28 protein-coding genes and 1 pseudogene are annotated in these 26772 nt (G+C 66.9%); 12 read left to right on the top strand and 17 right to left on the bottom strand.

The annotated features are described in order from the left end of the window. The first annotated feature begins 66 nt into the window (after positions 1-66). Both rpoH and ACNFIA_RS01090 read left to right on the top strand, forming a co-directional pair. Positions 67-921, top strand: a complete 855-nt coding sequence (rpoH, locus tag ACNFIA_RS01095; protein WP_259758763.1) for an RNA polymerase sigma factor RpoH — start codon at positions 67-69, stop codon at positions 919-921. Between the two features lie 82 nt (positions 922-1003). Continuing rightward, a complete protein-coding gene (locus ACNFIA_RS01090) occupies positions 1004-1618 on the top strand; it encodes a hypothetical protein (RefSeq protein ID WP_259758765.1) in 615 nt (204 codons plus the stop codon). Between the two features lie 215 nt (positions 1619-1833). On the opposite strand, the gene mtgA is transcribed toward ACNFIA_RS01090, so the two are convergent. Continuing rightward, complete coding sequence (mtgA, locus tag ACNFIA_RS01085; RefSeq protein WP_416782576.1) at positions 1834-2520, bottom strand: monofunctional biosynthetic peptidoglycan transglycosylase; 687 nt, start codon at positions 2518-2520, stop codon at positions 1834-1836. Between the two features lie 66 nt (positions 2521-2586). Here mtgA and ACNFIA_RS01080 point away from each other — a divergent pair, with 66 nt between their 5' ends. The 5 genes from ACNFIA_RS01080 (at position 2587) to ACNFIA_RS01060 (ending at position 6581) form a co-directional block, all read left to right on the top strand. Continuing rightward, a complete protein-coding gene (locus ACNFIA_RS01080) occupies positions 2587-2955 on the top strand; it encodes a DUF423 domain-containing protein (protein WP_259758769.1) in 369 nt (122 codons plus the stop codon). Between the two features lie 101 nt (positions 2956-3056). Next, the gene (gene thiS, locus ACNFIA_RS01075) at positions 3057-3257 is read left to right on the top strand and encodes a sulfur carrier protein ThiS (protein ID WP_205338666.1); all 201 of its coding nucleotides are present in this window, start codon (positions 3057-3059) and stop codon (positions 3255-3257) included. Between the two features lie 54 nt (positions 3258-3311). After that, positions 3312-4118, top strand: coding sequence for a thiazole synthase (locus ACNFIA_RS01070; protein WP_259758772.1), 807 nt, complete (start codon positions 3312-3314; stop codon positions 4116-4118). A 276-nt stretch (positions 4119-4394) separates the two neighbouring features. Continuing rightward, positions 4395-5066 (top strand): tRNA (guanosine(46)-N7)-methyltransferase TrmB, encoded by a 672-nt coding sequence (gene trmB / locus ACNFIA_RS01065; protein WP_416782994.1) that lies wholly within the window; start codon positions 4395-4397, stop codon positions 5064-5066. Between the two features lie 168 nt (positions 5067-5234). Beyond that, complete coding sequence (locus ACNFIA_RS01060; RefSeq protein WP_416782575.1) at positions 5235-6581, top strand: DUF1329 domain-containing protein; 1347 nt, start codon at positions 5235-5237, stop codon at positions 6579-6581. Between the two features lie 181 nt (positions 6582-6762). Here ACNFIA_RS01060 and ACNFIA_RS01055 read toward each other — a convergent pair whose 3' ends face one another. The 13 genes from ACNFIA_RS01055 to ACNFIA_RS00995 all read right to left on the bottom strand — a co-directional run bounded on the left by ACNFIA_RS01055 (position 6763) and on the right by ACNFIA_RS00995 (position 17597). Then, a complete protein-coding gene (locus ACNFIA_RS01055) occupies positions 6763-7017 on the bottom strand; it encodes a hypothetical protein (protein WP_017520105.1) in 255 nt (84 codons plus the stop codon). A 44-nt stretch (positions 7018-7061) separates the two neighbouring features. Continuing rightward, positions 7062-7385 carry a DUF3392 domain-containing protein gene (locus tag ACNFIA_RS01050; RefSeq protein WP_017520106.1) on the bottom strand — a complete coding sequence of 108 codons (324 nt, stop codon included), beginning with the start codon at positions 7383-7385 and terminating at the stop codon, positions 7062-7064. An 84-nt stretch (positions 7386-7469) separates the two neighbouring features. Then, the gene (gene hemW, locus ACNFIA_RS01045) at positions 7470-8681 is read right to left on the bottom strand and encodes a radical SAM family heme chaperone HemW (protein ID WP_416782574.1); all 1212 of its coding nucleotides are present in this window, start codon (positions 8679-8681) and stop codon (positions 7470-7472) included. After that, positions 8678-9271, bottom strand: a complete 594-nt coding sequence (gene rdgB / locus ACNFIA_RS01040) for an RdgB/HAM1 family non-canonical purine NTP pyrophosphatase (RefSeq protein WP_416782573.1) — start codon at positions 9269-9271, stop codon at positions 8678-8680. The genes hemW and rdgB overlap by 4 nt, the downstream gene beginning before the upstream one ends. Continuing rightward, positions 9268-9690, bottom strand: coding sequence for a DUF4426 domain-containing protein (locus ACNFIA_RS01035; RefSeq protein WP_416782572.1), 423 nt, complete (start codon positions 9688-9690; stop codon positions 9268-9270). The genes rdgB and ACNFIA_RS01035 overlap by 4 nt, the downstream gene beginning before the upstream one ends. 34 nt (positions 9691-9724) lie before the next feature. Then, positions 9725-10345 carry a methionine biosynthesis protein MetW gene (gene metW / locus ACNFIA_RS01030; RefSeq protein ID WP_259758780.1) on the bottom strand — a complete coding sequence of 207 codons (621 nt, stop codon included), beginning with the start codon at positions 10343-10345 and terminating at the stop codon, positions 9725-9727. An 8-nt stretch (positions 10346-10353) separates the two neighbouring features. After that, positions 10354-11493 carry a homoserine O-succinyltransferase MetX gene (gene metX, locus ACNFIA_RS01025; protein ID WP_259758781.1) on the bottom strand — a complete coding sequence of 380 codons (1140 nt, stop codon included), beginning with the start codon at positions 11491-11493 and terminating at the stop codon, positions 10354-10356. Between the two features lie 87 nt (positions 11494-11580). After that, positions 11581-13548 (bottom strand): dynamin family protein, encoded by a 1968-nt coding sequence (locus ACNFIA_RS01020; RefSeq protein WP_416782571.1) that lies wholly within the window; start codon positions 13546-13548, stop codon positions 11581-11583. Positions 13549-13667: 119 nt separating this feature from the next. Continuing rightward, positions 13668-13958 (bottom strand): DUF167 domain-containing protein, encoded by a 291-nt coding sequence (locus ACNFIA_RS01015; protein ID WP_259758786.1) that lies wholly within the window; start codon positions 13956-13958, stop codon positions 13668-13670. 142 nt (positions 13959-14100) lie between these two features. Beyond that, positions 14101-14694: a YggT family protein gene (locus tag ACNFIA_RS01010; RefSeq protein ID WP_259758788.1), complete on the bottom strand. Its 594-nt coding sequence runs from the start codon at positions 14692-14694 to the stop codon at positions 14101-14103. A 142-nt stretch (positions 14695-14836) separates the two neighbouring features. Then, positions 14837-16051, bottom strand: a complete 1215-nt coding sequence (locus ACNFIA_RS01005; RefSeq protein ID WP_416782570.1) for a hypothetical protein — start codon at positions 16049-16051, stop codon at positions 14837-14839. Between the two features lie 5 nt (positions 16052-16056). Continuing rightward, the gene (gene proC / locus ACNFIA_RS01000; RefSeq protein WP_416782569.1) at positions 16057-16890 is read right to left on the bottom strand and encodes a pyrroline-5-carboxylate reductase; all 834 of its coding nucleotides are present in this window, start codon (positions 16888-16890) and stop codon (positions 16057-16059) included. A gap of 17 nt (positions 16891-16907) precedes the next feature. Further along, positions 16908-17597 (bottom strand): YggS family pyridoxal phosphate-dependent enzyme, encoded by a 690-nt coding sequence (locus ACNFIA_RS00995; protein WP_416782568.1) that lies wholly within the window; start codon positions 17595-17597, stop codon positions 16908-16910. Between the two features lie 73 nt (positions 17598-17670). Here ACNFIA_RS00995 and pilT point away from each other — a divergent pair, with 73 nt between their 5' ends. From pilT to ACNFIA_RS00970, 5 genes and pseudogenes are all read left to right on the top strand, one after another. After that, positions 17671-18705 carry a type IV pilus twitching motility protein PilT gene (gene pilT / locus ACNFIA_RS00990; RefSeq protein ID WP_017520118.1) on the top strand — a complete coding sequence of 345 codons (1035 nt, stop codon included), beginning with the start codon at positions 17671-17673 and terminating at the stop codon, positions 18703-18705. A 104-nt stretch (positions 18706-18809) separates the two neighbouring features. Further along, positions 18810-19955 (top strand): type IV pilus ATPase PilU, encoded by a 1146-nt coding sequence (pilU, locus tag ACNFIA_RS00985; protein WP_416782567.1) that lies wholly within the window; start codon positions 18810-18812, stop codon positions 19953-19955. Positions 19956-20033: 78 nt separating this feature from the next. After that, the gene (locus tag ACNFIA_RS00980) at positions 20034-20438 is read left to right on the top strand and encodes an NINE protein (protein WP_259758799.1); all 405 of its coding nucleotides are present in this window, start codon (positions 20034-20036) and stop codon (positions 20436-20438) included. 435 nt (positions 20439-20873) lie between these two features. Then, complete coding sequence (locus ACNFIA_RS00975) at positions 20874-22247, top strand: pyridoxal-phosphate dependent enzyme (protein ID WP_416782566.1); 1374 nt, start codon at positions 20874-20876, stop codon at positions 22245-22247. After that, positions 22244-23412, top strand: a pseudogene (locus ACNFIA_RS00970) (trans-sulfuration enzyme family protein). The gene ACNFIA_RS00975 and the pseudogene ACNFIA_RS00970 overlap by 4 nt, the downstream one beginning before the upstream one ends. A gap of 382 nt (positions 23413-23794) precedes the next feature. Here ACNFIA_RS00970 and ACNFIA_RS00965 read toward each other — a convergent pair. Genes ACNFIA_RS00965 through pyrR form a run of 3 tightly spaced genes read right to left on the bottom strand, consistent with a single transcriptional unit; the run spans position 23795 to position 26625 of the window. Next, positions 23795-25066: a dihydroorotase gene (locus ACNFIA_RS00965; RefSeq protein WP_259758802.1), complete on the bottom strand. Its 1272-nt coding sequence runs from the start codon at positions 25064-25066 to the stop codon at positions 23795-23797. Continuing rightward, positions 25063-26067: an aspartate carbamoyltransferase catalytic subunit gene (locus ACNFIA_RS00960; RefSeq protein ID WP_152219508.1), complete on the bottom strand. Its 1005-nt coding sequence runs from the start codon at positions 26065-26067 to the stop codon at positions 25063-25065. Before ACNFIA_RS00960 ends, ACNFIA_RS00965 begins: the two co-directional genes overlap by 4 nt. A gap of 45 nt (positions 26068-26112) precedes the next feature. Further along, complete coding sequence (pyrR, locus tag ACNFIA_RS00955; protein ID WP_259758804.1) at positions 26113-26625, bottom strand: bifunctional pyr operon transcriptional regulator/uracil phosphoribosyltransferase PyrR; 513 nt, start codon at positions 26623-26625, stop codon at positions 26113-26115. Between the last annotated feature and the right edge of the window lie 147 nt (positions 26626-26772).

Genomic DNA, 26772 nt, shown 5'->3' with positions numbered 1-26772 from the left:
TACACCCGCTTGCAGTCAGATTTCGCAGTGCTACACTGCGCGAGTTTCGTGAATCGGAGGATTCGCATGACCACTTCTCTGCAACCTGTCTATGCCCTGGCTCCCGGTGCGAACCTGGAAGCCTACGTGCACTCGGTGAACAGCATTCCGCTGCTGACGCCGGAGCAGGAGCGCGAACTGGCCGAACGCCTCTTCTATCAGCAAGATCTGGAAGCGGCACGGCAAATGGTTCTGGCGCACCTGCGCTTCGTCGTGCACATCGCCCGGAGTTATTCCGGGTACGGCCTGTCCCAGGCCGATCTGATCCAGGAAGGCAACGTCGGCCTGATGAAGGCCGTGAAGCGCTTCAACCCGGAAATGGGTGTGCGCCTGGTGTCGTTCGCCGTCCACTGGATCAAGGCGGAGATCCATGAGTTCATCCTGCGCAACTGGCGGATCGTGAAAGTCGCGACCACCAAGGCGCAGCGCAAGCTGTTCTTCAACCTGCGCAGCCAGAAGAAGAAACTGGCCTGGCTGAGCAACGACGAAGTTCACCGTGTCGCGGAAACCCTCGGCGTCGAGGCCCGCGAAGTCCGCGAGATGGAAAGCCGTCTCACCGGGCAGGACATGGCCTTCGACCCGGCGGCGGATGCCGACGACGAGAGCGCCTACCAGTCCCCGGCGCATTACCTGGAAGACCATCGCTACGACCCGGCGCGCCAGCTGGAGGAAGCGGACTGGAGCGACAGCTCCACCGCCAGCCTGCACGAGGCGCTGGAAGGCCTGGACGAGCGCAGCCGCGACATCCTCTACCAGCGCTGGCTGGCCGAGGAGAAGGCGACCCTGCACGATCTGGCGGCCAAGTACAACGTGTCCGCCGAGCGTATTCGTCAGCTGGAAAAGAACGCGATGAACAAACTCAAGGGTCGCATCGAGGCCTGATTGGCTTCGACGCGCCCTGCGAGTCGCGAACCGCACCCTGGTGCGGTTTTTTTCTGTCCGCATTCAGCCTCTGGAGAGTCCCATGCCGCGCCTGCGTCCCGTCCACGGGATGTTCTTCCTGGTCATCGCCCTGCTGGCCTTCGGCCTCGGCTCCTGGGTCGCCCGCACCTCCGCGCCGCCCAAGCCGCCGCAGTGGTTCAACGACTGGAAGGAAAAGGTCTTCGAGCCGCTGGCCGACGACACGCTCACCCTCGACGACCTGCAGGGCCAGCAACCCGGCGAGCTGTGGCTGACCGCGAGCCAGGATGGCCCGCAGCTGCATTACCGCGGCAAGCTGGCCACGGAGGAGGGGCTCTGGCATGTGGAGGCAGAGCTGGCCTTGAGCGATGCCGAGCACGCCAGCCTGGCCAAGGCCACCGGCATGCAGCCGTCCAGCAAGGACCAGCCCCTGAGTGCCGAACTGATGGCGCAACTGGGCAACAAGCCGGTGTCGGAGCTGGCGCTGGCGCCCCAGCAGGATCTGGCGATCGGTCGTCTTGCTGTGAGCCTGGGCGACCCGCGCCTGCGCCTGCAGGTGGATGGCGGCGAGGCCTGGGTCTATCCGGAGAAGGGCCTGACACTGCTGCACCGCGACGGCACGTTGCAATGGGTTCGGGTGGTGCCGCGCAATACGTTCAAGGCTGGTGAGGCACCCTGACTCGTCGAGTCGATGCCCTCTCCCTAACCCTCTCCCTGAAGGGCGAGGGGACTGTCCGGTGCCAGCCTCAGGTTCTGAGCACTCCTGAAGCAACAGGAGAGAACGCTAAACAGACGCCGCGCAGACCTGCCCCCTCTCCCTTCGGAGCGGGGCGCGCAGCCGGGCGGGGGAGAGGGAGTGCCCAGCGCCGACATTCCCGAGCCAAAGCCACTCCCTCACAGCCGCTGCAAATACTCGCTACCCAACTGCCACATCTGCTGGCGAATCCACGCGGCGCGCTGGCGCACGTAGGGGCCGGGCTTGCCGGCGCTCCACTTGCGCGGGTTGGGCAGCACGGCGGCCAGCAGGCTGGCCTGCTGCTGCGACAGGCGCTTGGCATCGACGCCGAAGTGGTGCTGGGCGGCGGCCTGGGCACCGAACACGCCGGCATCCCATTCCACGCTGTTGAGGTACACCTCGAGAATCCGCTGCTTGGACCAGAAGGTTTCGATCAGCAGGGTGAACCAGGCCTCGAAGCCCTTGCGCACCCAGCTGCGGCCGGTCCAGAGGAAGACGTTCTTCGCCACCTGCTGGCTGATGGTGCTGCCACCGCGCACCCTGCCGCCCTGCTCGTTGTGCGCCAGCGCCTTCTGGATCGCCGGCACGTCGAAGCCGTGGTGCTCGGCGAACTTCTGGTCCTCGCTGGCGATCACCGCGAGCTTGAGGCTGTCCGGCAATTCCTCCCAGGGGCGCCAGCTGCGCTGCAGATCGATGGGCTGGCCGTTGAACCAGGATTCGACCTTGCGCTCCACCATCACCGTGGTGCCCGGCGGCGGCACCCAGCGCAGGACGATGACCAGCGCCACGCTGATGGCGACGAACCAGAGCGCGATCTTGAACAGGCGGCGGAGCAGGTTTCGCATGCGAGGCTTTGCCCGGGGCGGATGAGCGGGCCATTATAGCGGCACTCACCTGTCTGGAGCTTTCCGATGCTGCGTACTTTCCTGATGCTCGCCGCGTTCTTCGGCTTCACCGGCGTCGCCCTCGGTGCCTTTGCCGCCCACGGCCTGAAGAGCAAGCTCACGCCCGAGTACCTGGCGGTGTTCCAGACCGGCGTGCACTACCAGATGCTGCACGCCCTGGCGCTGTTCGGCGTGGCGCTGCTCTCGGCGCACATCGGCGGCACCCTGGTCAGCCTCGCCGGCTGGGCCTTCACCGTCGGCATCCTGCTGTTCTCCGGCAGCCTGTACCTGTTGACCCTGGCTGGGCTTGGCGTCGGCATCATCACGCCGATCGGCGGGCTGTTCTTCCTGATCGGCTGGGCGTTGCTGCTGGTGGCGGCCTTCCAGCTGGGCTGACCCGGACGTCAGAAAAGCCCGAGTGCGGCGCCGCGGAACCTTGGTCATCCGCCGTGATCGGGCTAGAATGCCGACCCCCTCCAGCAACGACCGTCCCGTCCATGCGTATTCAGTTGAACGGCGAACCTTTCGAGCTGCCCGACGGCCACACCGTCGCCAACCTGCTCGAGCGTCTCGACCTCACCGGCAAGCGTGTCGCGGTCGAGCTCAATCTGGACATCGTGCCGCGCAGCCAGCACGCCGCCACCGCCCTGAGCGAAGGCGACCAGGTGGAAGTGGTGCATGCCATCGGCGGCGGCTAGCAGCCGCCTCCCAGACTTTCAGGCCCCGCCCGCCTTCCCTTCAGGAGTGATCCGATGAGCCAAGCTTCCTCCCACCTGCCGGTCGACAAGCCCTTCACCCTGGCTGGTCGCACCTACAACTCGCGCCTGCTGGTCGGCACCGGCAAGTACAAGGACCTCGAAGAGACCCGCGTCGCCATCGAGGCCTCGGGCGCCGAGATCGTCACCGTTGCCGTGCGCCGCACCAACCTTGGCCAGAACCCGGGCGAGCCGAACCTGCTGGACGTGATCCCGCCGGATCGCTACACCATCCTGCCGAACACCGCCGGCTGCTACGACGCGGTCGAAGCCGTGCGCACCTGCCGCCTGGCCCGCGAGCTGCTCGATGGCCACAACCTGGTCAAGCTGGAAGTCCTGGCCGACCAGAAGACCCTGTTCCCCAACGTCGTGGAAACCCTCAAGGCCGCCGAAGTGCTGGTCAAGGACGGCTTCGACGTCATGGTGTACACCAGCGACGACCCGATCATCGCCCGCCAACTGGCCGAGATCGGCTGCATCGCCGTGATGCCGCTGGCCGGCCTGATCGGCTCGGGCCTGGGCATCTGCAACCCCTACAACCTGCGCATCATCCTCGAGGAAGCCAGCGTCCCGGTGCTGGTGGATGCCGGCGTGGGCACCGCCTCCGACGCCACCATCGCCATGGAGCTGGGCTGCGAGGCCGTGCTGATGAACACCGCGATCGCCCACGCGCAGAACCCGGTGATGATGGCCGAGGCCATGAAGCACGCCATCGTCGCGGGCCGCCTGGCCTACCTGGCCGGCCGCATGCCGCGCAAGCTGTATGCGAGCGCGTCGTCGCCGATGACGGGCCTGATCAACTAACGATCTGCTGCGCGTCGGCGGAACGTCGTTGAAAAGTGGTTCGGGATGCTCATTTACTGCGTGTAAACTCCGCTCCCGCCCCACTTTTCGCCTAGTTCCGCGCTAGCTCGCGAGATCGTTGGCAGGCATTTAATAGACACCGACGCGCGGGCCGGTTTGCCAAAGGCAGCCGGCCCGCGCGTGCATTTACCCCGCAAGGTTTGAGTCATGAGTGACAGTCCCGAGAATCAGCCCGAGAATCAGCCCGAGAACCAGCCCGACGCCGATAATCGTCCGATGCGCGCCATCAAGAGCTTCGTGATGCGCGCCGGGCGCATGACCGAAGGCCAGCAGCGCGGCCTCGACCAGGGTTGGCCGAAATTCGGCCTGGAGCTCGCCGACGGCCTGCGGGATTTCGACCAGGTGTTCGGCCGCCAGGCGCCGCGTACCTTCGAGATCGGTTTCGGCATGGGCCACGCCACCCTGGAAATGGCCGCTGCCGCGCCGGAGCAGGATTTCATCGGCGTGGAAGTGCACCGTCCCGGGGTGGGCGCGTTGCTCAACGGCATGCTCACGCAGAGCCTCACCAACATTCGCGTCTACAGCTGCGATGCCATCGAAGTGCTGCGCGATTGCGTGGCCGATGCCAGCCTCGACCGTCTGCTGCTGTTCTTCCCGGACCCGTGGCACAAGTCGCGCCACCACAAACGTCGCATCGTTCAGCCGGCCTGGGCGGAGCTGGTGCGGCAGAAACTCAAGGTCGGCGGCGTGCTGCACATGGCCACCGACTGGGAGCAGTACGCCGAACACATGCTGGAAGTGATGAATGCCGCACCCGGCTATCGCAACCTGTCGGCGGACAATACCTATGTACCGCGCCCGCCAGAGCGCCCGGTCACCAAGTTCGAGCGCCGCGGGGAGCGGCTCGGCCATGGTGTCTGGGACCTCAAGTTCGAGCGCGTCGACTGATCTGCAAGAAAGGCCTGCACCGCAGGCCTTTTTCACGGATGAACACCCTATAGACCGGGACCACCCGGCAGGCCCGCAGGGCCACCCTCACCTCCTGAATAAAAAGCGGCAACCGCCGCGGACGAAAATAAGAGTGACGGACAGGAGTCCGTCGCAAAGGAGTCTGCTGTGTTGAAGAAACTTGCTGTACTGCTGATGGCGGGGGCGTGGGCCCTGCCGGCGCAGGCGAAAGTCGATGCCACCCAGGCCGCTCGACTGGGCCGCGACCTGACGCCGATGGGGGCGGAAATGGCCGGCAACGCCAGTGGCACCATCCCCGCATGGACCGGCGGCATCACCACCGCCCCGGCGGGCTACCAGCCCGGCACCCACCACCTCGATCCGTACGCCTCCGATGCTGTGCAGTACAAGGTCGACAGCCGGAACCTGGCGCAGTACCAGGCGTTGCTCACGCCAGGCACCCAGGCGCTGCTGCAGGAAAACCCCGACTATTACCTGCGCGTCTTCCCCAGCCGCCGCAGTGCCTCGCTGCCCCAGCGCATCTATGACGCCACCCGCCTCAACGCCGAGAACGCCGAGCTGATCGCCGACGGCAACGGTGTGCAGGGCGCCGCCGCCGGCGTGCCGTTCCCGATGCCCAGGACCGGCCTGGAAGCCATCTGGAACCACATCATGCGCTACCGGGGCGAGCAGATTCACATGGTGACCAACCAGGCCGCCGTGCTCGCCAACGGCAGCTACAACCTGCTCAAGCTCGACCGCTACGTGTACTTCAACTACGGCCGCGAGGGCATGACCCCGCAGGACCTGAACAACACGCTGTTCTACTACAAGTACAACATCGTCGCCCCGGCCAAGCTCGCCGGCTCCGCGCTGGTGGTGCAGGAGACCATCGACCAGGTGCTGTCGATCCGCAAGGCCTGGCGCTTCAACAGCGGCGAACGCCGCGTGCGCCGCCTGCCGAGCCTGGCCTACGACACCCTGCAGCCGGACACCAACGGCCTGGCCACCGCCGACACCGTGGACGTCTACAACGGCGCGCCGGACCACTACGAGTGGCAGTTGCTGGGCAAGCGCGAGATGCTGGTGCCGTACAACAGCTACGCGGTGCATCAGAAGGGCATTCCCTACGCGGATATCCTCAAGACCAAGACCCTCAATCCAGAGCTGCTGCGCTACGAGCCGCACCGTGTCTGGGTGGTCGAGGCGACCCTGCGCAAGGGCATGAGCCACCCGTTCGCCAAGCGCCGGTTCTACCTGGATGAGGACAGCTGGCAGATCCTCGCCTCGGACATCTACAACGCCGACGGCAAGCTGATCCGCGCCCAGGAAGTGCACCCGATCAACTACTACGACGTGCCCATGGTGCTCAGCACCCTGGAGGCGCTGTACGACTTCGAGGGGGCGCGCTATTTCGTCGACGGCCTGGACAACAACGAGCCGATGTACGACTTCAAGGCCCCGCTGGGCCCGCGCGACTTCACCCCGCAGGCCTTGCGCCGCGAGGGTAACTGAGCCCCGCAAAGGCCGCCGCGAGGCGGCCTTTGTCTATCCGCACGATGGGGTGAGGGACTGTAGGAGCGAGCTTGCTCGCGAACCGCCCCGACCTCGGCGCGGTCAGGGAGCCTGTTCGCGAGCAAGCTCGCTGCTACGAAAAGCTCCTTTCTCGGCGGCGTCCCGGTTTCGATAGCGCATGTCACTCGATCAGCTCGGCGCCCAGCACCGTGGTCTCCGGCATGCGCATCGGCGCCGGGCTGATCTGCAGGTACTTGATGCTGGTGCGCGGGATGATCAGCAGGTCGCCGTCCACCTCGATGCTGATGACCGGCGATTCCATCTGCTTGCGGATGCCGCGGGCCACCTCGGCGGGGTCGTCGCTCTGTTGCGGGAAGCGCAGCGCCAGGCGCTGGCCATCGGAGAAGTGCAGGTAGAGATGCTTGATCGGCTTCATGTGCCCTCCGGCGGGTTGCTGGCCAACCGCCGGAGGAACGCAGGTCAGCTGCGGTCGGCGATCATGCCAATCACGAAGAACACTAGCAGCAGGACGGGGGCCAGGGTGTAGTTGTTGAAATAACCCAGCCCCTTGGCCAGCCACGGGGTGACGAAGACCATCGCCAGGCCGTAGCCGACGGCGCAGATCAGCACGAACAGCAGGGTGCGGAAGACGAAGTTCAGGCTACCGATGCGCTGCTGGACCCAGGCGTTGATCGCCGGGCCGAACAGCACCAGCACCGTGGCCATGATCGCCAGGGCGATGTCGGACAGATGGCCGCGGCACCAGCGGGAGACGTTGGCAATCAGGTCGAGCGCGAAGTCCATTGGGGCTCCTTGGGGTTCAGAGTCGCCGGGGAGTGTACACGGCGGGCGACGGCAGCGTCGCCCGCTGCTGCTCGTGTCAGGAGCTCAGGGCAGGAAGCGCTGCAGCAGGTCGTTGAGGAACAGCTGGCCGCGCTCGGTGGGGGCCAGGCGCTGCGGGTCGTCCAGCAGCAGGCCGTCCTGGCGCGCCTGGCGGCAGGCGTCCTCGATGGACGCCAGCGCCAGGCCGGTGCGTTCGGTGAAGGTCGTGGCCGGCACGCCGTCGGTGAGGCGCAGGGCGTTCATCATGAACTCGAAGGGCAGGTCGTCCGGCTCGAGATTGCGCTCACCGGCCTGGAAGGGCTTCTCGGGGTTCAGGTAGTCCTTCGGCAGGCGGGTCTTCCAGGTGCGCAGGATGTGGCCTTGCGGCGTGCTCAGCTTGGCGTGGGCGCCGGCGCCGATGCCGAGGAAGTCGCCGAAGGTCCAGTAGTTCAGGTTGTGCCGCGCGCGCTGGCCGTCGCGGGCGTAGGCCGAGGTCTCGTACTGGACGTAGCCTGCCTGGGCGAGCAGGGCTTGCCCGGCCTCCTGGATCTCCCACAGCTGGTCGTCCTCGGGCAGCTCCGGCGGCTGGCTCCAGAACACCGTGTTCGGCTCCATGGTCAGCTGGTACCAGGACAGGTGCGTGGGCGCCAGGTCGATGGCCTGCTGCAGATCAGCCAGCGCGTCGGCGACGCTCTGCTCCGGCAGGCCGTGCATCAGGTCCAGGTTGAAGTTGTCGAAGCCGGCGCGGCGGGCCATTTCGGCGGCGCGCACGGCTTCGTCGCCATCGTGGATGCGTCCCAGGGCCTTGAGTTTCGCGGCCTGGAAGCTCTGGATGCCGATGGACAGGCGGTTGATGCCCAGCGCCCGGTAGTCGGCGAACTTGGCCTGCTCGAAGGTGCCGGGGTTGGCTTCCAGGGTGATCTCGATGTCGCGCTCGAACCCGACCTGCCGCTCCAGGCCCTCGAGGATGCGGCCCAGCGCCTTGGCCGAGAACAGGCTGGGCGTGCCGCCGCCGAAGAAGATCGAGGTCAGCTTGCGGCCGTGCACGTAGCCGCGATCCGCCGCCAGGTCAGCCAGCAGCGCCTCAACGTAGGCGTCCTCCGGCAACTCCGGCCCGGCGGCGTGGGAGTTGAAGTCGCAATAGGGGCATTTGCGCACGCACCAGGGGATGTGCACATACGCTGCCAGGGGCGGTAGCGAGAAGCTGCAAGCTTCAGGCTGCAAGCTGTCCGTGCTCTTGCTTGTCGCTTGCGGCGTGAGGCTTGCAGCTGCCTTCATAGCCCCAGCCGCTGCTTCAGCAGGGCCATCGCGCGGGCGCGGTGGCTGATCTGGTTCTTGCGCTCGGGGGGCAGTTCGGCGCTGGAGCACTCGGCTTCGGGCACCCAGAACAGCGGGTCGTAGCCGAAGCCGTGTTCGCCGCGGGCCTCGCGCAGGATGCTGCCGTGCCAGAGGCCTTCGCAGAGGATCGGCAGCGGGTCGTCGGCGTGGCGGACCAGGACCAGCACGCTGACGAACTGGGCGCCGCGTTGCCCGTCCGGCACGTTCTTCAGCGCGTCCAGCAGCTTGGCGTTGTTCGCCGCGTCACCCTTGCCGTCGGCATAGCGCGCGGAATAGATGCCCGGCGCGCCGCCGAGGAAGTCCACCGCCAGGCCCGAATCGTCGGCCAGCGCCGGCAGGCCGGAGATGCGCGCGGCGTTGCGGGCCTTGAGGATGGCATTCTCGACGAACGACAGGCCGGTCTCTTCCGGCTCCACGTCGCTGAACTCGCCGATGGAGCGCACCTTCACGTGGGCGCCGAGCATGGCCTGGAGTTCCTTGAGCTTGCCGGCGTTGTGACTGGCCAGCACCAGTTGTTCGAGCTTGATCATTCGTCTGGGAAGATTTCCTGCATGAAATCGAAGCTTTGCGGGGCTTCGTTTCCGGACTGGACCTGGATGGAGAAGGTCAGGGTTTCGCGGCCTTCGATGGGGAACTGCGCCAGGTTGTAGACGGCGCCTTCCTCGACCACGCGCTTGAAGGTCAGGGGGATGTTCTGCCCCATCAGGTTCTTCGCAGAGCCCGCCACGGTGACGTTGGCCGGCTTGCCGCTGGCGTCCAGCGGCACGATGTTGACCACGCCCTGGGCCTTGCTGCGCACCACGCCCACCGCCTGCGCGACGTTGGGCTGGAGGAAGCTGGAGTTGAACACGCTGTAGTGCACCTGCAGGTCGCCCAGGCGCTTCACCTGTTCGGCGAAGGCGGGCAGGGCGAGGACCAGGCAGGCGATGAACGTAAGCAGGCGGCGCATGATGTTTCTCCCGTGCTGTCTCAGATAGCCGCGATCACACGGCGATGCGGTGATCCTGCACGCCGGCACCGCTGACCCTGTAGATGCCGATTTCACCCAACAGATTAGGCCAGATTCGCGAGGCCCAGCCATGCTGGTGTTCGTGGTCCACCGCCAGGCGGTCCAGCACCTTGGCGTGCTGCTCGTGGCAGAGCGCCTCGAAGTCGCGGAAGGTGCAGAAGTGGATGTTCGGCGTGTTGTACCAAGTGTACGGAAGGAAATCCGAGACCGGCATGCGGCCATTGCGCGCGAGGTACCAGCGGCAGCGCCAGTGGCCGAAGTTGGGGAAGGTGATGATGCAGGTCTTGCCCACGCGCAGCATCTCCGCCAGCACCTTGTCCGGGTAGCGCAGGGCCTGCAGCGACTGGGTCATCACCACCACGTCGAAGCTGTTGCTGGCGAAGTTGCCCAGGCCCTTGTCCAGGTCCTGTTCGATGACGTTGACGCCACGTTCGATGCATTTGGCGATCTTGTCCGGGTCGATCTCCAGGCCGTAGCCGCCGACCTGCTTGTGGTCGCGCAGCCAGGCGAGCAGTTCGCCATCGCCGCAGCCCAGGTCGAGCACGCGGCTGCCGGCGGGGATCCAGTCTTGGATGATTTCCAGGTCGGCGCGCATGGTGATCCTTATACGCTGATGCGGTTCATGTAACCGCCAAAGGCTTGCAGGTAGCGGGGAATCGGCATCAGGAAGGCGTCGTGGCCTTGCGGTGCGTCGATTTCCAGGTAGCTCACGTTCTTCTTCGCCGCCAGCAGGGCGTCGACGATCTCCCGCGAGCGCGCCGGGGAGAAGCGCCAGTCGGTGGTGAAGGACATCAGGCAGAAGTCCGCCTTCACCCCGGCCAGGGTGCGCGCCAGGTCGTCGCCGTGGGCGGCGGCCGGGTCGAAGTAGTCCAGCGCCTTGGTCATCAGCAGGTAGGTGTTGGCGTCGAAGCGGGTGGAGAACTCCTCGCCCTGGTAGCGCAGGTAGCTTTCCACCTGGAACTCGACGCTGTGCAGGTCGTAGTTGAGCTTCTCCGACTTCATGTCGCGGCCGAACTTGGCGCCCATGGCGTCATCGGAGAGGTAGGTGATGTGCCCGACCATCCGCGCCAGGCGCAGGCCGCGCTTGGGAATCACGTCGTGTTCCTGGAAGTGGCCGCCGAAGAAGTCCGGGTCGGAGAGAATCGCCTGGCGGGCGACTTCGTTGAAGGCGATGTTCTGCGCCGACAGCTTTGGTGCGCTGGCGATGCACAGGCAATGGCGCACGCGCTCGGGGTAGCTGATGGTCCACTGCAGCGCCTGCATGCCGCCCAGGCTGCCGCCAATCACCGCCGCCCATTGGGTGATGCCCAGGCGGTCGGCCAGGCGTGCCTGGCTGTGCACCCAGTCTTCCACGGTGACGACCGGGAAGTCCGCGCCGTAGGCCTTGCCGGTGGCGGGATTGAGGCTGGTCGGGCCGGTGGAGCCGTTGCAGCCGCCCAGGTTGTTCAGCGCGACGACGAAGAACTTGCGGGTGTCGATGGGCTTGCCCGGGCCGATGCAGCTGTCCCACCAGCCCGGCTTGCGCTCATCGAGGCTGTGGTAGCCGGCGGCGTGGTGGTGGCCGGAGAGCGCGTGGCAGATCAGCACGGCGTTGCTCGCCGTGGCGTTCAGCTCGCCGTAGGTCTCGATCACCAGCTGGTATTCGGGCAGCGTCCTGCCGCAGGCCAGGGGCAGCGGTTCGTTGAACTGCAGCGTCTGGGGGGTGACCAGACCGACGGAATCTTCGGGGAAGACTGTTGGCATCGACCCAGCTCATGAATAAAAAAGGACGGCCAGTCTAAAGAGCGCCGCCCCCTGCGGCAAGCGTCGGGGGCGGGCGTGGCGCGGGGTTCAGGCGCGCTGGGAGGTTGGCAGGGTGACCACCTTGGCCTGGCGTTGCAGCGGTGCCGGGCGGCGCAGCTGGCGGAGGATGTCGGTGGCCTCGGCAAGCTGCTGTTCCAGCTCCTCGGTGTAGCGCCCCAGCAGCAGCGAGCGCTGCCGCGCCTGCTGGGTTTCCTGGGCGAGGGCCTTGAGCCGCAGCATGTGGGTTTCCAGCATCTGCTTGTGCTCCAGGCTGTACTGCATCAGCGGCATCAGGGCGTCGGCGGCCCACTGCTCGGCCTCTTCGCGCAAACGCTGGTGCAGGCCGATGACTTCCTGGGCGACGGTGGCGAAGAAGCGCCGGGTCAGCAGGCGCTGCTCGGTGAGCAGGGTCTTCAGGTGCAGGCGGAAGCGGTCGGCCTTTTCCTGCAACTGGGCGAGGTCGCGCAGGTAGCGCTGGACCCGGAACTGCGGGGCGTCCAGGGCGTTGAGCGGGTTTTCCTCGTTGTGCCGCCGGTAGATGGCCGCGACCATGCGGTTGGCGGTCTCCGCCTCGTGGCCGAGGGCGACCAGGTCGCCTTCCACGGTGCGGAAGAACTGCAGGATGGCCTGGTGGATACCCACCGTGGTCCAGCTGCCGCGCAGCTTGTCGTGGACCTTCTTCAGGTGCTGCTCCAGGCGCTCCGCGCGCACCGCCTCGCGCAACTGCTCGCCCTGGTGGCGCAGCAGGCGCTGGTTGGTCTTCAGGCTGAGCAGGCGCTTGTGGTGCAGGTTGTGCTCGTCCTTGGTCCGCGCGGTCAGCTCGAACAGCAGTTGGCCGCTGTCCTGCTGCTGGTCGTTGAGCTGCGCCTGCTGCTCCTTCACCTTGTCCAGGCGCACGCGCAGGCTGTGCTGGCTGTTGTTGACCAGCGCCAGCACCTGGCCGACCACCGCGTCCTCCAGCAGCCGCTCCTTCTGCGCGACGATGCGCTCGCAGAGCAGCTCTTCCAGGGCTTCCATCTGGCTGCGCGCCAATAGCTCGCGGTCGCCGCGCACCTTGGCCAGCAGCGCCTGCTTGGCCGACAGCGGCAGCACGTCCTCGCGGGCGATGCCCAGCTGGCGCGCGGTGGTGTCCTGGATATGGCGGATGGCGTTCTGCACGAAGGCCTCGCCGGCCAGGTCGTCCCAGAGCACGTCGATCTTGTTCAGCACCGCGTAGAGCGTGGTGTGGCCGTCCTCGCCGAGCTGGCGCACATGATCGCGCCAGATCGCCATGTCGGAGGCAGTGACGCCGGTGTCGGCCGCCAGCAGGAAGAGGATCGATTGCGCGCTGGGCAGCATCGACAGGGTCAGTTCCGGCTCGCTGCCCAGGGCGTTCAGGCCGGGCGTATCGAGGATGCGCAGGCCCTGGCGCAGCAGCGGATGGTCGAAGTTGACCAGCGCGTGGCGCCACGCCGGCACCAGCACGATGCCGGGCTTGTCGGTGGCTTCGAGCATGTCCGGGTGGAAGCCCAGCTGGATCGCCTGCTCCACCGGCAGTGGCTTGGTCTTGGCGACCTGGGCGAAGGCCTCGGCCATGTTGGCCGGGTCCGAGGTATCCAGCGGGATGTTCACCCAGTGCCGCGGGATGCGCTTGAACTGCGCCACGCTGGCATCGGCGACGCGGGTCTCGATGGGCAGCAGGCGGATGTAGGGGCGCTCCGAGCGCGGGTCGAAGAACAGCTCGGTGGGGCACATGGTGGTGCGCCCCGCCTGGGACGGCAGCATGCGCCGGCCGAATCCGGCGAAGAACAGGCTGTTGATCAGCTCGGTCTTGCCGCGCGAATACTCGCCGACGAAGGCCAGGGTGATGTGGTCCACGCGCAGCAGGCGCAGGGTGCGCTCCAGGCGCTGCTCGATGTCCGGCGTATTGAGCCGGGCGCGCTCCAGCCAGCTGCGGTAGCGGGTGATCTCGCGAACCAGCTCGCGCTTCCAGGTGACGTAGGCGTCAATCTGCTGACTGAGACGTTCCATGCTCATCCGGGCGTTCCTTGGGCTGGCGCGTCCTGCGCGGGGAAGTGGATGGCGTGGATTATGCGGCGGACTGTAGGAATAGCAATTGGCCTACAGCACATTCCTACACGTAAGGTCGGCCAAAGCTACCGAGCGGCTATGTCGAGTTCTGCCGGAAGTTTCGTCGGACGGGGAATGCGCACGCGTTTCTGGCGATTGAGCTCGCCGCTGACCAGTTGCACCGCGCTTTTCGGCACGCCGAAGGCCTTGCCGAGGAACGCCAGGAGGTGGGCGTTGGCCTTGCCTTCCACCGGCGGCGCGGTGAGGCGGATTTTCAGGCGCTCACCGTGCAGCCCGGCGAACTCGTCGCGGCTCGCCTTGGGCTGCAGGTGGCAGTCGAGGATCAGGTCCTCGCCGTCCCAGAAATAAAAGCTCATCTGCCTGGCGGACTCTTGGAGCTGGCGAGCTAGAGCGAGACAAGGCGAAAACGGCCGGGGATGTGCAGTTTACGATCTGTAAACGAGCAATCCCCGGCTGTTTGCAACGCAGTATCGCCGACGCGCAGCCGCTCCTCTGCAATTACATGAAGGGCGAAAGGATCTGCGGCATCCCGGTCATGGCCGCCAGGTTGCCGATTACCAGCATGTCGATCAGCTTCAGCGCGATGAACGCGAAGATCGGCGAGATATCCAGCCCGCCCAGGTTCGGCAGCAGCTTGCGGAACGGTGCCAGGAACGGCTCGCAGATCTGGTTCACCAGCTGGGCGCCGGGGTTGTAGCTGCCCGGGGCGACCCAGGAGAGGATCACGCTGATGATCAGGGCGAAGAAGAACACCTTCAGGAACAGCGAGGTCACCGCGATGATGGACCACACCAGCAGTTGCAGGATGTAGCCGCCGACGCCGTAGCCCATGAGGGTCAGGGTGACGACCATCAGCACCAGCTGGATCAGGATGGCCAGCACCAGGGAGGCGAAGTCGATGCCGCCGAAGCCGGGGATGACGCGGCGCAGCGGGTTCAGCAGCGGCTTGGTGGCGCGCACGATGAACTGGCTGAGCGGGTTGTAGAAGTCGGCGCGGACCAGCTGCAGGATGAAGCGCAGCAGCACGATCAGCAGGTACAGGCTGCCAAGTGTCTGGATCACATAGATGGCGGCTGTGGAAAGTCCGGTCATGGGGCGGTCCTTGGTGAACGTTGGGCGCCGGCGCGCAGGGCCGGGCGAGTCTGGCGGTCGGTCGACGACGGCGCTATGACGCCATACTGTAGGGAATTCGTCGTCGCCGGTCGCGTGTAAGTGTGTTTCGTCGCGTGCAAATTCAACCCCGCTTGGCCATCAGGTCGGGGCCGTTGCAGGCCGGGTCGGCGGTTCGGCTCAGGCCCAGCAGGGTGAAACCGTTGGCTTCCTGGCGGATGCTGGCATGGCGCTGGTTGCCCTCGGCCAGGGGCTGCGGGCTGTCCAGCTCGATGTCCACCTGAAAGCGCGCCGGGTCCTGCTTGCAGGCGCGCACGGCGGTGTAGGTGAGGGTGACGCCGGTGCGCTGGTTCAGGCCGTTGAGCTCGTCCCGTGCCGCCAGTGCCGTGTCGGCGCCGGCCGGGTCGGCCCAGGCGCGGGCGAGGCCTGTATCCACCCGCAACCATTCGTCGACGAAGCCGCGGCCATTGGACGCGGCGGGCTGAATGCGCTGGAAGCTTTCGCCGTCCTGGCGGTAGCGGAAGATGCCCGGCCGGGTCAGCAGGTCACCGTCCAGGCTGCCCACTTCGGCGCGCCACTCGAAGCCGTCGGGGCGGGCCTTGAGTTGCACCTCGTGCTCATCGCGAACGTAATCGTGCTCGGTCTGCAGCAGCGTGCGCTGGGCCTGGTCGGCCGTGGCCGGGCGGATCACCTGCACCGCCAGGTGGCTCCAGCGCGAGGTGCACCAGGGCGTGCCGTGCATCAGCGCGAGGTCCCCGCTGCCCAGTCGGCTGACCATGAACAGGTCGCCGTAGGCGCCGGAGATATCGGTATAGGGGCCGCTCTGCCAGTCCAGCGCACGGACCCAGGCGTCGCCCTCGCGGCGGTAGGCGCGCAGGACATTGTCCGAGCCGCACGGAATGGCGAAGCCGCCGCTGACCAGCAGCAGCGGGGTAGGGCTGTCGCTCAGGGTGACGTTGATCTCGTTCTGCTCCGGCAGCGCCACTTCACCTTCGCTGACGGGCGTGGGCGCCGGCAGCAGGCGCTGGCGCAGGTCGGCCTGCAGCGCGGCGACGTCCGGCGTCGCCGGGGTGCAGGCGAGATGGGCGTCGAAGGCATCGGCCAGCGTCTGTTTATAGTGCTCGATGGCCTGGCTGAGGGCTGGCGAGACGCTGTTGTCCGCATCGTCGTCAAGACCGCTGGCCATGGCCTGCTGCAAGGCCTGGTTGGCCGTCAGGGTGGCCTGGTCGATCGTCGCGGCAACCGGGCAGGGCGCCGCCTGGGTGGCGGCGCAGGCCAGCAGCGCACAGGCAGCGAGGGATAGTGCGACCTTCCGTGGTCGCCGGGCGGCGTGCGTCATTGCAATCAGCGGCCCAGTTGTTCGGCCAGCTCGGCGGAGCGGTGGTCGGCGGCGTTGACCGCTTTTTCCACCAGTGCCTCGAAGCCGTTGGCCTGGAAGGTGGTGATCGCCGCTTCGGTGGTGCCTTTGGGCGAGGTCACGCGACGGCGCAGTTCGGCCGGGTCGACATCGCTGGTGGTCGCCATCTGCGCGGCGCCCAGGGCGGTCTGGCGGGCCAGCTGGCCGGCGACCTCAGGGGACAGGCCGAGCTTCTCGCCGGCGGCGGTCATGGCTTCCATCAGCAGGAAGAAGTACGCCGGGCCGCTGCCGGAGACGGCGGTGACCGCATCGATCTGGCGTTCCTCGTCCAGCCACAGGGCGATGCCCACCGCGCTCAGCAGTTGCTGCGCCTGCTCGCGCTGGGCAGCGCTGACGCTGGCGTTGGGGTACAGGCCACTGGCGCCGAGGCCAACCAATGCCGGGGTGTTGGGCATGCAGCGGACGATGGCGCGCGGCTGGCCGTTCACCTCGCCGAGCCAGCGCTCAAGGCTGGCGCAGGGGATGCCGGCGGCAATGGAGACGATCAGCGCGTTGTCGGTCAGCGCCGGCGCCAGGGCCAGGCAGACGTCCTTCATGACCTGCGGCTTGACCGCCAGGACCACCACGTCGGCGCCGGCAACGGCGCTGGCGTTGTCGCCGACCACTTCGATGCCGTGCTCGGCGGCGATCTTCGCGCGTTGCTCGGCGCCCGGATCGCTGGCGCGGATGTTGCTCGCGGCGACGCCCTTGGCGCGCAAGCCGCCGATGAGACTGGCGGCCATGTTGCCGGCGCCGATGAAGGCAATGCGGGTGCTGCTCATGAAGTCTCTTCCTTTATTCAGTGGGAGGCGCCGTAGTCGCGGGCGCCGAACAGGGCGGTGCCGATCCGCACCCAGGTGGCGCCTTCGCCGATGGCGGCTTCGAGGTCGTGGCTCATGCCCATGGACAGGGTGTCCAGGCCGAGATTCAGGCCCTGCATCAGCTCACGCAGGCGGGCGAAGGCGGCGTGTTGCGCGTCGACGTCATCGGTGGGTTCGGGAATCGCCATCAGGCCGCGCAACTTCAGGTGGGGCAGCTGCGCAACCGCCTGGGCGAGCGCGGGCAGTTCCGCGGGGGAACAGCCGGACTTGCTGTCCTCGCCGCTGACGTTCACCTGCAGCAGCACGTTCAGCGGCGGCAGGGTCGCCGGGCGCTGTTCGGAGAGGCGCTGGGCGACTTTCAGGCGGTCCACCGAGTGCACCCAGTGGAAGTGCTCGGCGATGGGCCGGGTCTTGTTCGACTGGATGGGGCCGATGAAATGCCAGGTCAGCGGCAGGTCCGCCAGCTCAGCCTGCTTGGCCAGCGCTTCCTGCAGGTAGTTTTCGCCGAAGTCGGACAGGCCGCAGGCGAACGCCTCGCGGATGTCGGCGGCGGGTTTGGTCTTGCTCACGGCCAGCAACTGCACCGAATTTGGCGTGCGATTTTTCGCTTGTTCCGCCTCACGGATTCGTACGCGAACCTTTGCAATATTCTCTGCTATCGTGGACATTACCGTCGCTTTTCCGCCCGGCTGCTGCGAGTTCTGCGGCATTCTACCTGCTTGCTCTTGATTGGGGAGTCCCATGGATATTACCGAGCTGCTCGCCTTCAGCGCCAAGCAGGGCGCTTCGGACCTGCACCTCTCGGCCGGCCTGCCGCCGATGATCCGCGTCGACGGCGATGTGCGCCGCATCAACCTGCCGCCGCTCGAGCACAAGCAGGTCCATGCGCTGATCTACGACATCATGAACGACAAGCAGCGCAAGGATTACGAAGAGTTCCTGGAAACCGACTTCTCCTTCGAAGTGCCGGGCGTGGCGCGCTTCCGGGTCAACGCCTTCAACCAGAACCGCGGCGCCGGCGCCGTGTTCCGGACCATTCCCTCCAAGGTCCTGACCATGGAAGACCTGGGCATGGGCGAAGTGTTCAAGCGCGTCTCCGACGTGCCGCGCGGCCTGGTGCTGGTCACCGGCCCCACCGGTTCGGGCAAGTCCACCTCGCTGGCGGCGATGCTCGACTACCTGAACAACACCAAGTACAGCCACATCCTCACCGTCGAGGACCCGATCGAATTCGTCCACGAATCGAAGAAGTGCCTGGTCAACCAGCGCGAGGTGCACCGCGACACCCTGGGCTTCAACGAGGCCCTGCGCTCGGCCCTGCGTGAAGACCCGGACATCATCCTGGTGGGCGAGATGCGCGACCTGGAGACCATCCGCCTGGCGCTGACCGCCGCGGAAACCGGCCACCTGGTGTTCGGCACCCTGCACACCACCTCCGCGGCCAAGACCATCGACCGTATCGTCGACGTGTTCCCCGCCGAGGAGAAGTCCATGGTCCGCTCCATGCTCTCCGAATCCTTGCAGGCGGTGATTTCCCAGACCCTGCTGAAGAAGATCGGCGGCGGTCGTGTCGCGGCCCACGAGATCATGATCGGCACCCCGGCGATCCGTAACCTGATCCGCGAGGACAAGGTGGCGCAGATGTATTCCGCCATCCAGACCGGCGGCGCGATCGGCATGCAGACGCTGGACATGTGCCTCAAGGGCCTGGTCGCCAAGGGGCTGGTGACCCGCGATGCAGCCAAGGAAAAAGCCAAGATTCCGGAAAACTTCTAACCCCACCGGGCCCCTGTGGCCCGGCGCACGGAGCGCGCCACACGCACTCGCTTCGTGATCCGACAGCCCCGTCGTAGTCAGCGTGAACCTGCGCGAGAAAGATCATGGAATTCGAGAAGCTGTTGCGCCTCATGGTGGAAAAGGGTGCCTCCGACCTGTTCATCACGGCGGGCGTGCCGCCCTCGATGAAGGTCAACGGCAAGGTGCTGCCGGTGACCAAGACGGCGCTGTCGCCGGAGCAGACCCGCGAGACCGTGCTGTCGGTGATGAACGAGCAGCAGCGCCGCGACTTCGCCGAGAACCACGAGTGCAACTTCGCCATCAGCGCCCGGGGCGTCGGTCGTTTCCGGGTCAGCGCCTTCTACCAGCGCAACCTGGTGGGCATGGTGCTGCGTCGCATCGAGACCAACATCCCGACCATCGACGACCTGAAGCTGCCGGAAATCCTCAAGAAGCTGGCGATGACCAAGCGCGGCCTGGTGATCTTCGTCGGCGCCACCGGCACCGGTAAGTCCACTTCGCTGGCGGCGATGATCGGCTACCGCAACAAGAACTCCACCGGCCACATCATCTCCATCGAAGACCCCATCGAATACATCCACCAGCACCAGGGCTGCATCGTCACCCAGCGCGAAGTGGGCCTGGACACCGATTCCTTCGAAGTCGCCCTGAAGAACACCCTGCGTCAGGCGCCGGACGTGATCATGATCGGCGAAGTGCGCTCGCGCGAGACCATGGACCACGCCGTGGCCTTCGCCGAAACCGGCCACCTGTGCCTGGCGACGCTGCACGCCAACAACGCCAACCAGGCGCTGGAGCGGATCATCCACTTCTTCCCGGCCGACCGGCACGGCCAGGTGTGGATGGACCTCTCGCTCAACCTCAAGGCCATCGTCGCCCAGCAACTGGTGCCGACCCCTGACGGCAAGGGCCGCCGCGCGGTGATCGAGGTGCTGCTGAACACCCCGCTGGCCGCCGACCTGATCCGCAAGGGCGAAGTGCACGAACTCAAGCCGCTGATGAAGCGCTCCACCGAGCAGGGCATGCAGACCTTCGACCAGGCGCTGTACCAGCTCTACACCCAGGGCGAGATCACCTACGAAGACGCGCTGGCCTACGCCGACTCGGCGAACGACCTGCGCCTGATGATCAAGCTGGGCTCGGAAACCGACGCCGACCACCTCACCACCATGACCCAGGGCCTCACCCTGGAGATGGGTGACGACGACCCCAACCGCCGCTTCCGTTGAGACGCAACGCCCGAGAAGCCCGCCCCGTGCGGGCTTTTCGTTTATGCTGGGGGCCTTGTCACACCACGGGAGAAAGGCATGTCCGCCAACCCTGACACCCACAGCAAGGTCATCGGCTACCTGCTGTGGATCTTCGGCTTCACCGGCTCGCACCGCTTCTATTACGGCAAGCCGATCACCGGCACCATCTGGTTCTTCACCCTCGGCCTGTTCTTCATCGGCTGGATCATCGACCTGTTCCTCATCCCGTCCATGGACGACGCCGCGGACCAGCGCTTCCGCGCCGGCGGCGTGGACTACAACGTCGCCTGGATCCTGCTGACCTTCCTCGGCGTGTTCGGCGTGCACCGCATGTACATGGGCAAGTGGCTCACCGGCATCCTCTACCTGTTCACCGGCGGGCTGTTCTTCATCGGCGTGCTGTACGACTTCTGGACGCTGAACAGCCAGATTTCCGAGCGCAACGGGCCGCAGCGGATCTGACGGGATGTCACTCTCTGTCGGGCTGTTGTCATTCCTTGATGGCCCGTGCTTTGGATTTCCCTCTCCCTAACCCTGGCTGCGCGCCCCGCTCCGAAGGGAGAGGGAATATCCGTGCCAGGCGTGCCCTTCTGCGATACCGGCGAGCATGGAGCTGGCCGAGCACACCGAACGGCTCCCTCTCCCTTCAGGGAGAGGGCTGGGGAGAGGGCAGGCTCTCGCGCCGATCCTTCCCTGTAGCTCGGGAACAGGCGCCGTGCCATGCGGTTCGCGAGCAAGATCGCTCCTACAGGCGATGCCGCACGCTCTGACGTACCTCCTGCTCTGCCGTCTTTCGTCGCGCCGCCTGGCGCGAGCGGTGCCTGCCGCCTAAGGTCAGGGGGACAGTAGCAGGCGCCATCGGGCGATCCCCGGCGCGCCGCAGAAGGAGTGGCTGCCATGAGCAACGAATCCCGACCTGCCGTACTCGACCTGATCGGCAATACCCCCATGGTCCGCGTGACGCGCTTCGATACCGGACCCTGCACCCTGTTCCTCAAGCTCGAATCGCAGAACCCCGGCGGCTCCATCAAGGACCGCATCGGCGTGGCCATGATCGAAGCCGCCGAGCGCGACGGCCGGCTCAAGCCCGGCGGCGTGATCGTCGAAGCCACCGCCGGCAATACCGGCCTGGGCCTGGCGCTGGTGGGGCGCGCCAAGGGCTATCGGGTGGTGCTGGTGGTGCCGGACAAGATGTCCACCGAGAAGGTCCTGCACCTGCGCGCCATGGGCGCCGAGGTGCACATCACCCGCTCCGACGTCGGCAAGGGCCACCCCGAGTACTACCAGGACGTCGCCGCGCGATTGGCCAAGGACCTGCCCAACGCCTTCTTCGCCGACCAGTTCAACAACCCCGCCAACCCGCTGGCCCACGAGACCGGCACCGGCCCGGAAATCTGGGCGCAGACCGGTCATGACGTCGATGCCGTGGTGGTCGGCGTCGGCTCTGCCGGCACGCTCACCGGCCTCACGCGCTTCTTCGGCAAGGTCCAGCCCGACCTGGAAATGGTCCTGGCCGACCCGGTCGGCTCGATCATGGCCGAGTACTCGCGCTCCGGCGCCATCGGCACGCCCGGCTCCTGGGCGGTGGAGGGGATCGGCGAGGACTTCGTGCCCTCGATTGCCGACCTCTCCAGCGTGCGCCACGCCTACTCGATCAGCGACGAGGAAAGCTTCGCCACCGCCCGCGAGCTGCTGCGCAACGAAGGCATCGCCGCCGGCTCGTCCACCGGCACCCTGCTGGCCGCGGCGCTGCGCTTCTGCCGCGAGCAGACCGAGCCCAAGCGCGTGGTCAGCCTCGTCTGCGACACCGGCACGCGCTACCTGTCGAAGGTCTACAACGACCAGTGGATGACCGACCAGGGCCTGCTGCAGCGCAAGCGCTACGGCGACCTGCGCGACATCATCGCGCGGTGTTTCGAGGAGGGCCGGGTGGTCAGCGTCGGGCCCGGCGACACGCTGCTCACCGCCTTCCAGCGCATGCGCCTGGCGGACATCTCCCAGCTGCCCGTGCTCGACGGCAAGCGCCTGGTAGGGGTGATCGACGAGTCCGACATCCTCTTGGGCGTGCATGACGATCCGGCGCATTTTCGCCACGACGTCGCCAGCGCCATGAGCACCGCCCCGGAAACCCTCGCGCCCGGTGCCAGCCTCAAGGAGCTTGAAGCGGTGCTGGCCCGCGGCCTGGTCGCTATCATCGCCGACGCCTCGGGCTTCCATGGCCTGATCACCCGATTCGATCTGCTCAACCATTTGCGGAGGACCCTCGCATGAGCCAGCACCACGACCGCCTCGGTTTCGCCACCCGCGTGATCCACGCCGGGCAGGAGCCGGACCCGTCCACCGGGGCGATCATGCCGCCGATCTACGCCAACTCGACCTACCGCCAGGACAGTCCCGGCGTGCACAAAGGGCTGGATTACGGCCGCTCGCACAACCCCACGCGCTGGGCGCTGGAGCGTTGCGTGGCGGACCTGGAAGGTGGCAGCAAGGCGTTCGCCTTCGCCTCGGGGCTGGCGGCGATTTCGGCGGTACTGGAACTGCTCGACGCCGGCTCGCACGTGGTGTCCGGCAATGACCTCTACGGTGGCACCTTCCGCCTGTTCGAACGCGTGCGCCGGCGCAGCGCCGGACACGACTTCCACTTCGCCGACCTGGCCCAGCCCGGTGCGCTGGAAGCGGCGCTGACCGACAAGACGCGCATGGTCTGGGTGGAAACCCCGAGCAATCCGCTGCTGCGCCTGACGGATCTCGCCGCCATCGCCCGCACCTGCCGCGAGCGCGGCATCCTCTGCGTGGCCGCAACACCTTCGCCAGCCCCTACGTGCAGCGCCCGCTGGACCTGGGCTTCGATATCGTCGTGCACTCCACCACCAAGTACCTGAACGGCCACTCCGACGTCATCGGTGGCATCGCCATCGTTGGCGACAACCCCGACCTCGCCGAGCGCCTGGGCTTCCTGCAGAACTCGGTGGGCGCCATCGCCGGGCCGTTCGACGCCTTCCTCACCCTGCGCGGAGTGAAGACCCTCGCCCTGCGCATGGAGCGCCACTGTGCCAATGCCCTGGAACTGGCGAAGTGGCTGGAGCAGCAGCCGCAGGTGAAGCGCGTCTATTACCCCGGCTTGCCGTCCCACCCGCAGCATGCGCTGGCACGCACGCAGATGAAGGGCTTCGGCGGGATGATCTCGCTGGACCTGGACACCGATCTCGCCGGTTCGAAGCGCTTCCTGGAGAACGTGCAACTGTTCGCCCTGGCGGAAAGCCTGGGCGGCGTGGAGAGCCTCATCGAGCACCCGGCGATCATGACCCACGCCAGCATCCCGCCGGAAAACCGCGCGGCGCTGGGCATCGGCGATTCGCTGATTCGCCTGTCGGTGGGCGTGGAGGACGTGGAAGACCTGCGCACCGACCTGGCCAAGGCGCTGGCGATGATCTGAGGCACGGCTTTTCGTAGGAGCGAGCTTGCTCGCGAACCCGCATCACTCCGTCGCTCGGGATGTTCGCGAGCAAGCTCGCTCCTGCAGCAACCCCATCTGCTGAGCTACCTGTAGGAGCGGGCCATGCCCGCGACGTCTTGCCCACCCCTCGGAGCGTTCAGGAGGGTGGCAGGAGCTGGCGCAGGACTATGGTGTTTCCCGAATGATGGAGCGTCCGCCGCGAAGCATTTCGCGGACAAGGTCCGCTCCTACGCCCGCCGGTTGGCGCCGGTGCACCCTGCAGGAGCGCGCCATGCGCGCGATCGCGGGCATGGCCCGCTCCTACACGGGAGCCATGAAAAAGCCCGCCAATCGGCGGGCTTTTTCATGGGGCGACGGCGCGTTACACCGCGTGGACGATATGCCCGTCCACCAGGGTGCAGCGCACCACGCCCGGCAGGCAGTGGCCGAGGAAGGGGCAGTTCTGGCCGCGCGAGTGCCAGGTTTCGCCCGCCAGGGTCTGGCCGTCGGCTTCGAACAGCACCACGTCCGCCGCGGCGCCCACCGCCAGCTTGCCGGCCGGCAGGCGCAGGGCGGCGGCCGGGCCGCTGGACAGGCGGGCGAGCAGGGTCGGCAGGTCGAGCAGGCCGTCCTGCACCAGGGTCATGGCCAGCGGCAGCAGCAGTTCCACGCTGCTGATGCCCGGGTCGGTCGCGGCGAACGGGGCGTTCTTCGCATCCGCCTCATGGGGCTGGTGGTGGCTGGCGATGGCCTGGATCACGCCGCTCTTCACCGCGTCACGCAGGGCGTCGCGGTCCTTGTGCGAGCGCAGCGGCGGCTGCACGTGGTACAGGCTGGAGAAGTCCGCCAGGGCCTCGTCGGTGAGGATCAACTGGTACAGCGCCACGTCGGCGGTGACCGGCAGGCCGCGGGCCTGGGCCTGGGCGATCAGCTCGACGCCACGAGCGCTGGTCAGCTGGCTGAAGTGCGCCCGCACGCCGGACTGTTCCACCAGCAGCAGGTTGCGCGCCAGGGCCACGGTCTCGGCGGTCTCCGGAATGCCCGCCAGGCCGCGGAAGCTGGCGGTCGGGCCTTCGTGGGCGAGGCCGCCCTCGGCCAGCTCGGCGTCCTGGGAGGTGAAGATCACCGTCAGGTCGAAGGTCGCCGCGTATTCCAGCGAGCGCAGCAGTACCCGGTTGCTCGCCATCGGCGCCAGGCCGTTGGTGAAGGCCACGCAGCCGGCGTCGCGCAGGGCGACCAGCTCGGACAGCTGCTCGCCGGCCAGGCCCTTGGTCAGCGCGCCGATGGGGAAGACCTTGGCATTGCCCGCTTCACGGGCGCGGTCGAGGATCAGCTCGGCGACGGCCGAGGTGTCCAGCACCGGCTTGGTCTGCGGCGGGAAGCACAGGCTGGTCACGCCACCGGCCGCGGCGGCGCGGGTTTCGCTCTCGATGCTGCCCTTGCGGCTGTAGCCCGGCTCGCGCAGGGCGACGCTCAGGTCCACCAGGCCGGGCGCGGCGATAAGGCCGGCGGCGTCGATGTCCTGGGCGGCGTGGAAGCCCTCCGGAGCGTCGCCGATGGCGACGATGCGGCCGGCCTCGATGTGCAGGTCGCAGACCTTGTCCAGCCCGCTGGCCGGGTCGATCAGGTGGGCGCCACGAATACTGACGGTCATTGCGCGTCCTCCTGTTCCAGCTGGCGTTGGGCGTTCTGGCCGCTCATGGCCATGGACAGCACGGCCATGCGGATGGCAATGCCGTAGGTGACCTGGTTGAGGATCACCGACTGTTCGCCGTCAGCCACGGCGGAGTCGATCTCCACGCCGCGGTTGATCGGGCCGGGGTGCATGACGATGGCGTCGGGCTTGGCCAGCTTCAGGCGTTTCTGGGTCAGGCCGTAGAGCTTGAAGAACTCGCCTTCGCTGGGCAGCAGGCCGCCGGCCATGCGCTCGCGCTGCAGGCGCAGCATGATCACCACGTCGACATCCTTCAGGCCTTCGTTGGCGTCGGTGAACACCTTCACCCCGTACTGTTCTTCCAGGCCTACCGGCAGCAGGGTGCGCGGCGCGATGACGCGGATGTCCGGGCAGCCGAGGGTTTTCAGCGCCAGCATGTCCGAGCGCGCCACCCGCGAGTGCAGGATGTCGCCGACGATGGCCACCGAGAGGTTTTCGAAGCTGCCCTTGTGGCGGCGGATGGTGAGCATGTCGAGCATGCCCTGGGTCGGGTGGCCGTGGCGGCCGTCGCCGCCGTTGATCACGGCGACATTGGGGCTGACGTGCTCGGCGATGAAGTGCGCCGCGCCCGAGTCGCTGTGGCGCACGACGAACATGTCGGCGGCCATGGCCTCGAGGTTGCGCAGGGTGTCGGTGAGCGTCTCGCCCTTGCTGGTCGAGGAGGTCGACACGTTCAGCGAGATGACGTCGGCGGACAGGCGCTGGGCCGCCAGTTCGAAGGTGGTGCGGGTTCGCGTGGAGTTCTCGAAGAACACGTTGCAGACGGTCTTGCCGCGCAGCAGCGGGACTTTCTTCACCGCGCGGGCGCCGACTTCGAGGAAGGAGTCGGCCGTATCGAGGATTTCAGTCAGCAGTTCGCGGGACAACCCGTCGAGCGAGAGGAAGTGGCGCAGCTGGCCCAGGTCGTTGAGCTGCAGCGGGCGCTTGGCGTCGGTCGGCATGTGGCAGGCCCTGAAAGTAGAAGGTGGAGGTCCGGGCGCGCGAAGTTACAGCGCGGTGCTGAGAAGCGTGCGCTCGAGGACGAGTGGTGCGGGACCGCGCAATTTTACCCGCTCGTTGGGGGCGAGCGACAGGGTTTCGCCGACGACATCCGGGCGAATCGGCAGTTCGCGCTTGTTCAGGTCCACCAGGCTGACCAGGGTCACGCTGGCCGGGCGGCCATAGTCGAACAGCTCGTTGAGCGCGGCGCGGATGGTCCGGCCGCTCATCAGCACGTCATCCACCAGGACCAGGTGCTGGCCGTCGATCTCGAAGGGCAGTTCCGACGGACGGACCTGCGGGTGCAGGCCGCTGCGGGTGAAATCGTCGCGGTAGAAGGACACGTCGAGGATGCCGAGGATCTCGTCGCTGCCCAGGGCCTTGAGCAGTTCCTGGGCGACCCAGATGCCGCCGGTGTGGATGCCGACGAAGCGCGGCGAGTCGATACCGCGCTGCGCCAGGTAGTTGCGCAGGTCGGTGGCCATGCGGGAAATGAGTTCGGCGGGGCTGGGCAGGGTCATGACGTCTCCGGTTCGGTTGGCGAGGCCACCCGGCGCGGGCGGCCATCGGGGCGGACCGTTCCGGGAAGGAGTGGTCCGGCAAGCTTAGTGGCTTTCGCTGCGCTGGCGCTGCCTCAAGTCAAGGACGCTGCGGCCGGCCGGGCAGCT

The sequence above is a fragment of the Pseudomonas sp. NY15437 genome, assembly GCF_048068435.1.
GTDB lineage: Bacteria > Pseudomonadota > Gammaproteobacteria > Pseudomonadales > Pseudomonadaceae > Pseudomonas > Pseudomonas nitroreducens_B.
Note: the sequence above shows the minus strand (reverse complement) of the source record. Positions and strands in the feature narration are given on the sequence as shown.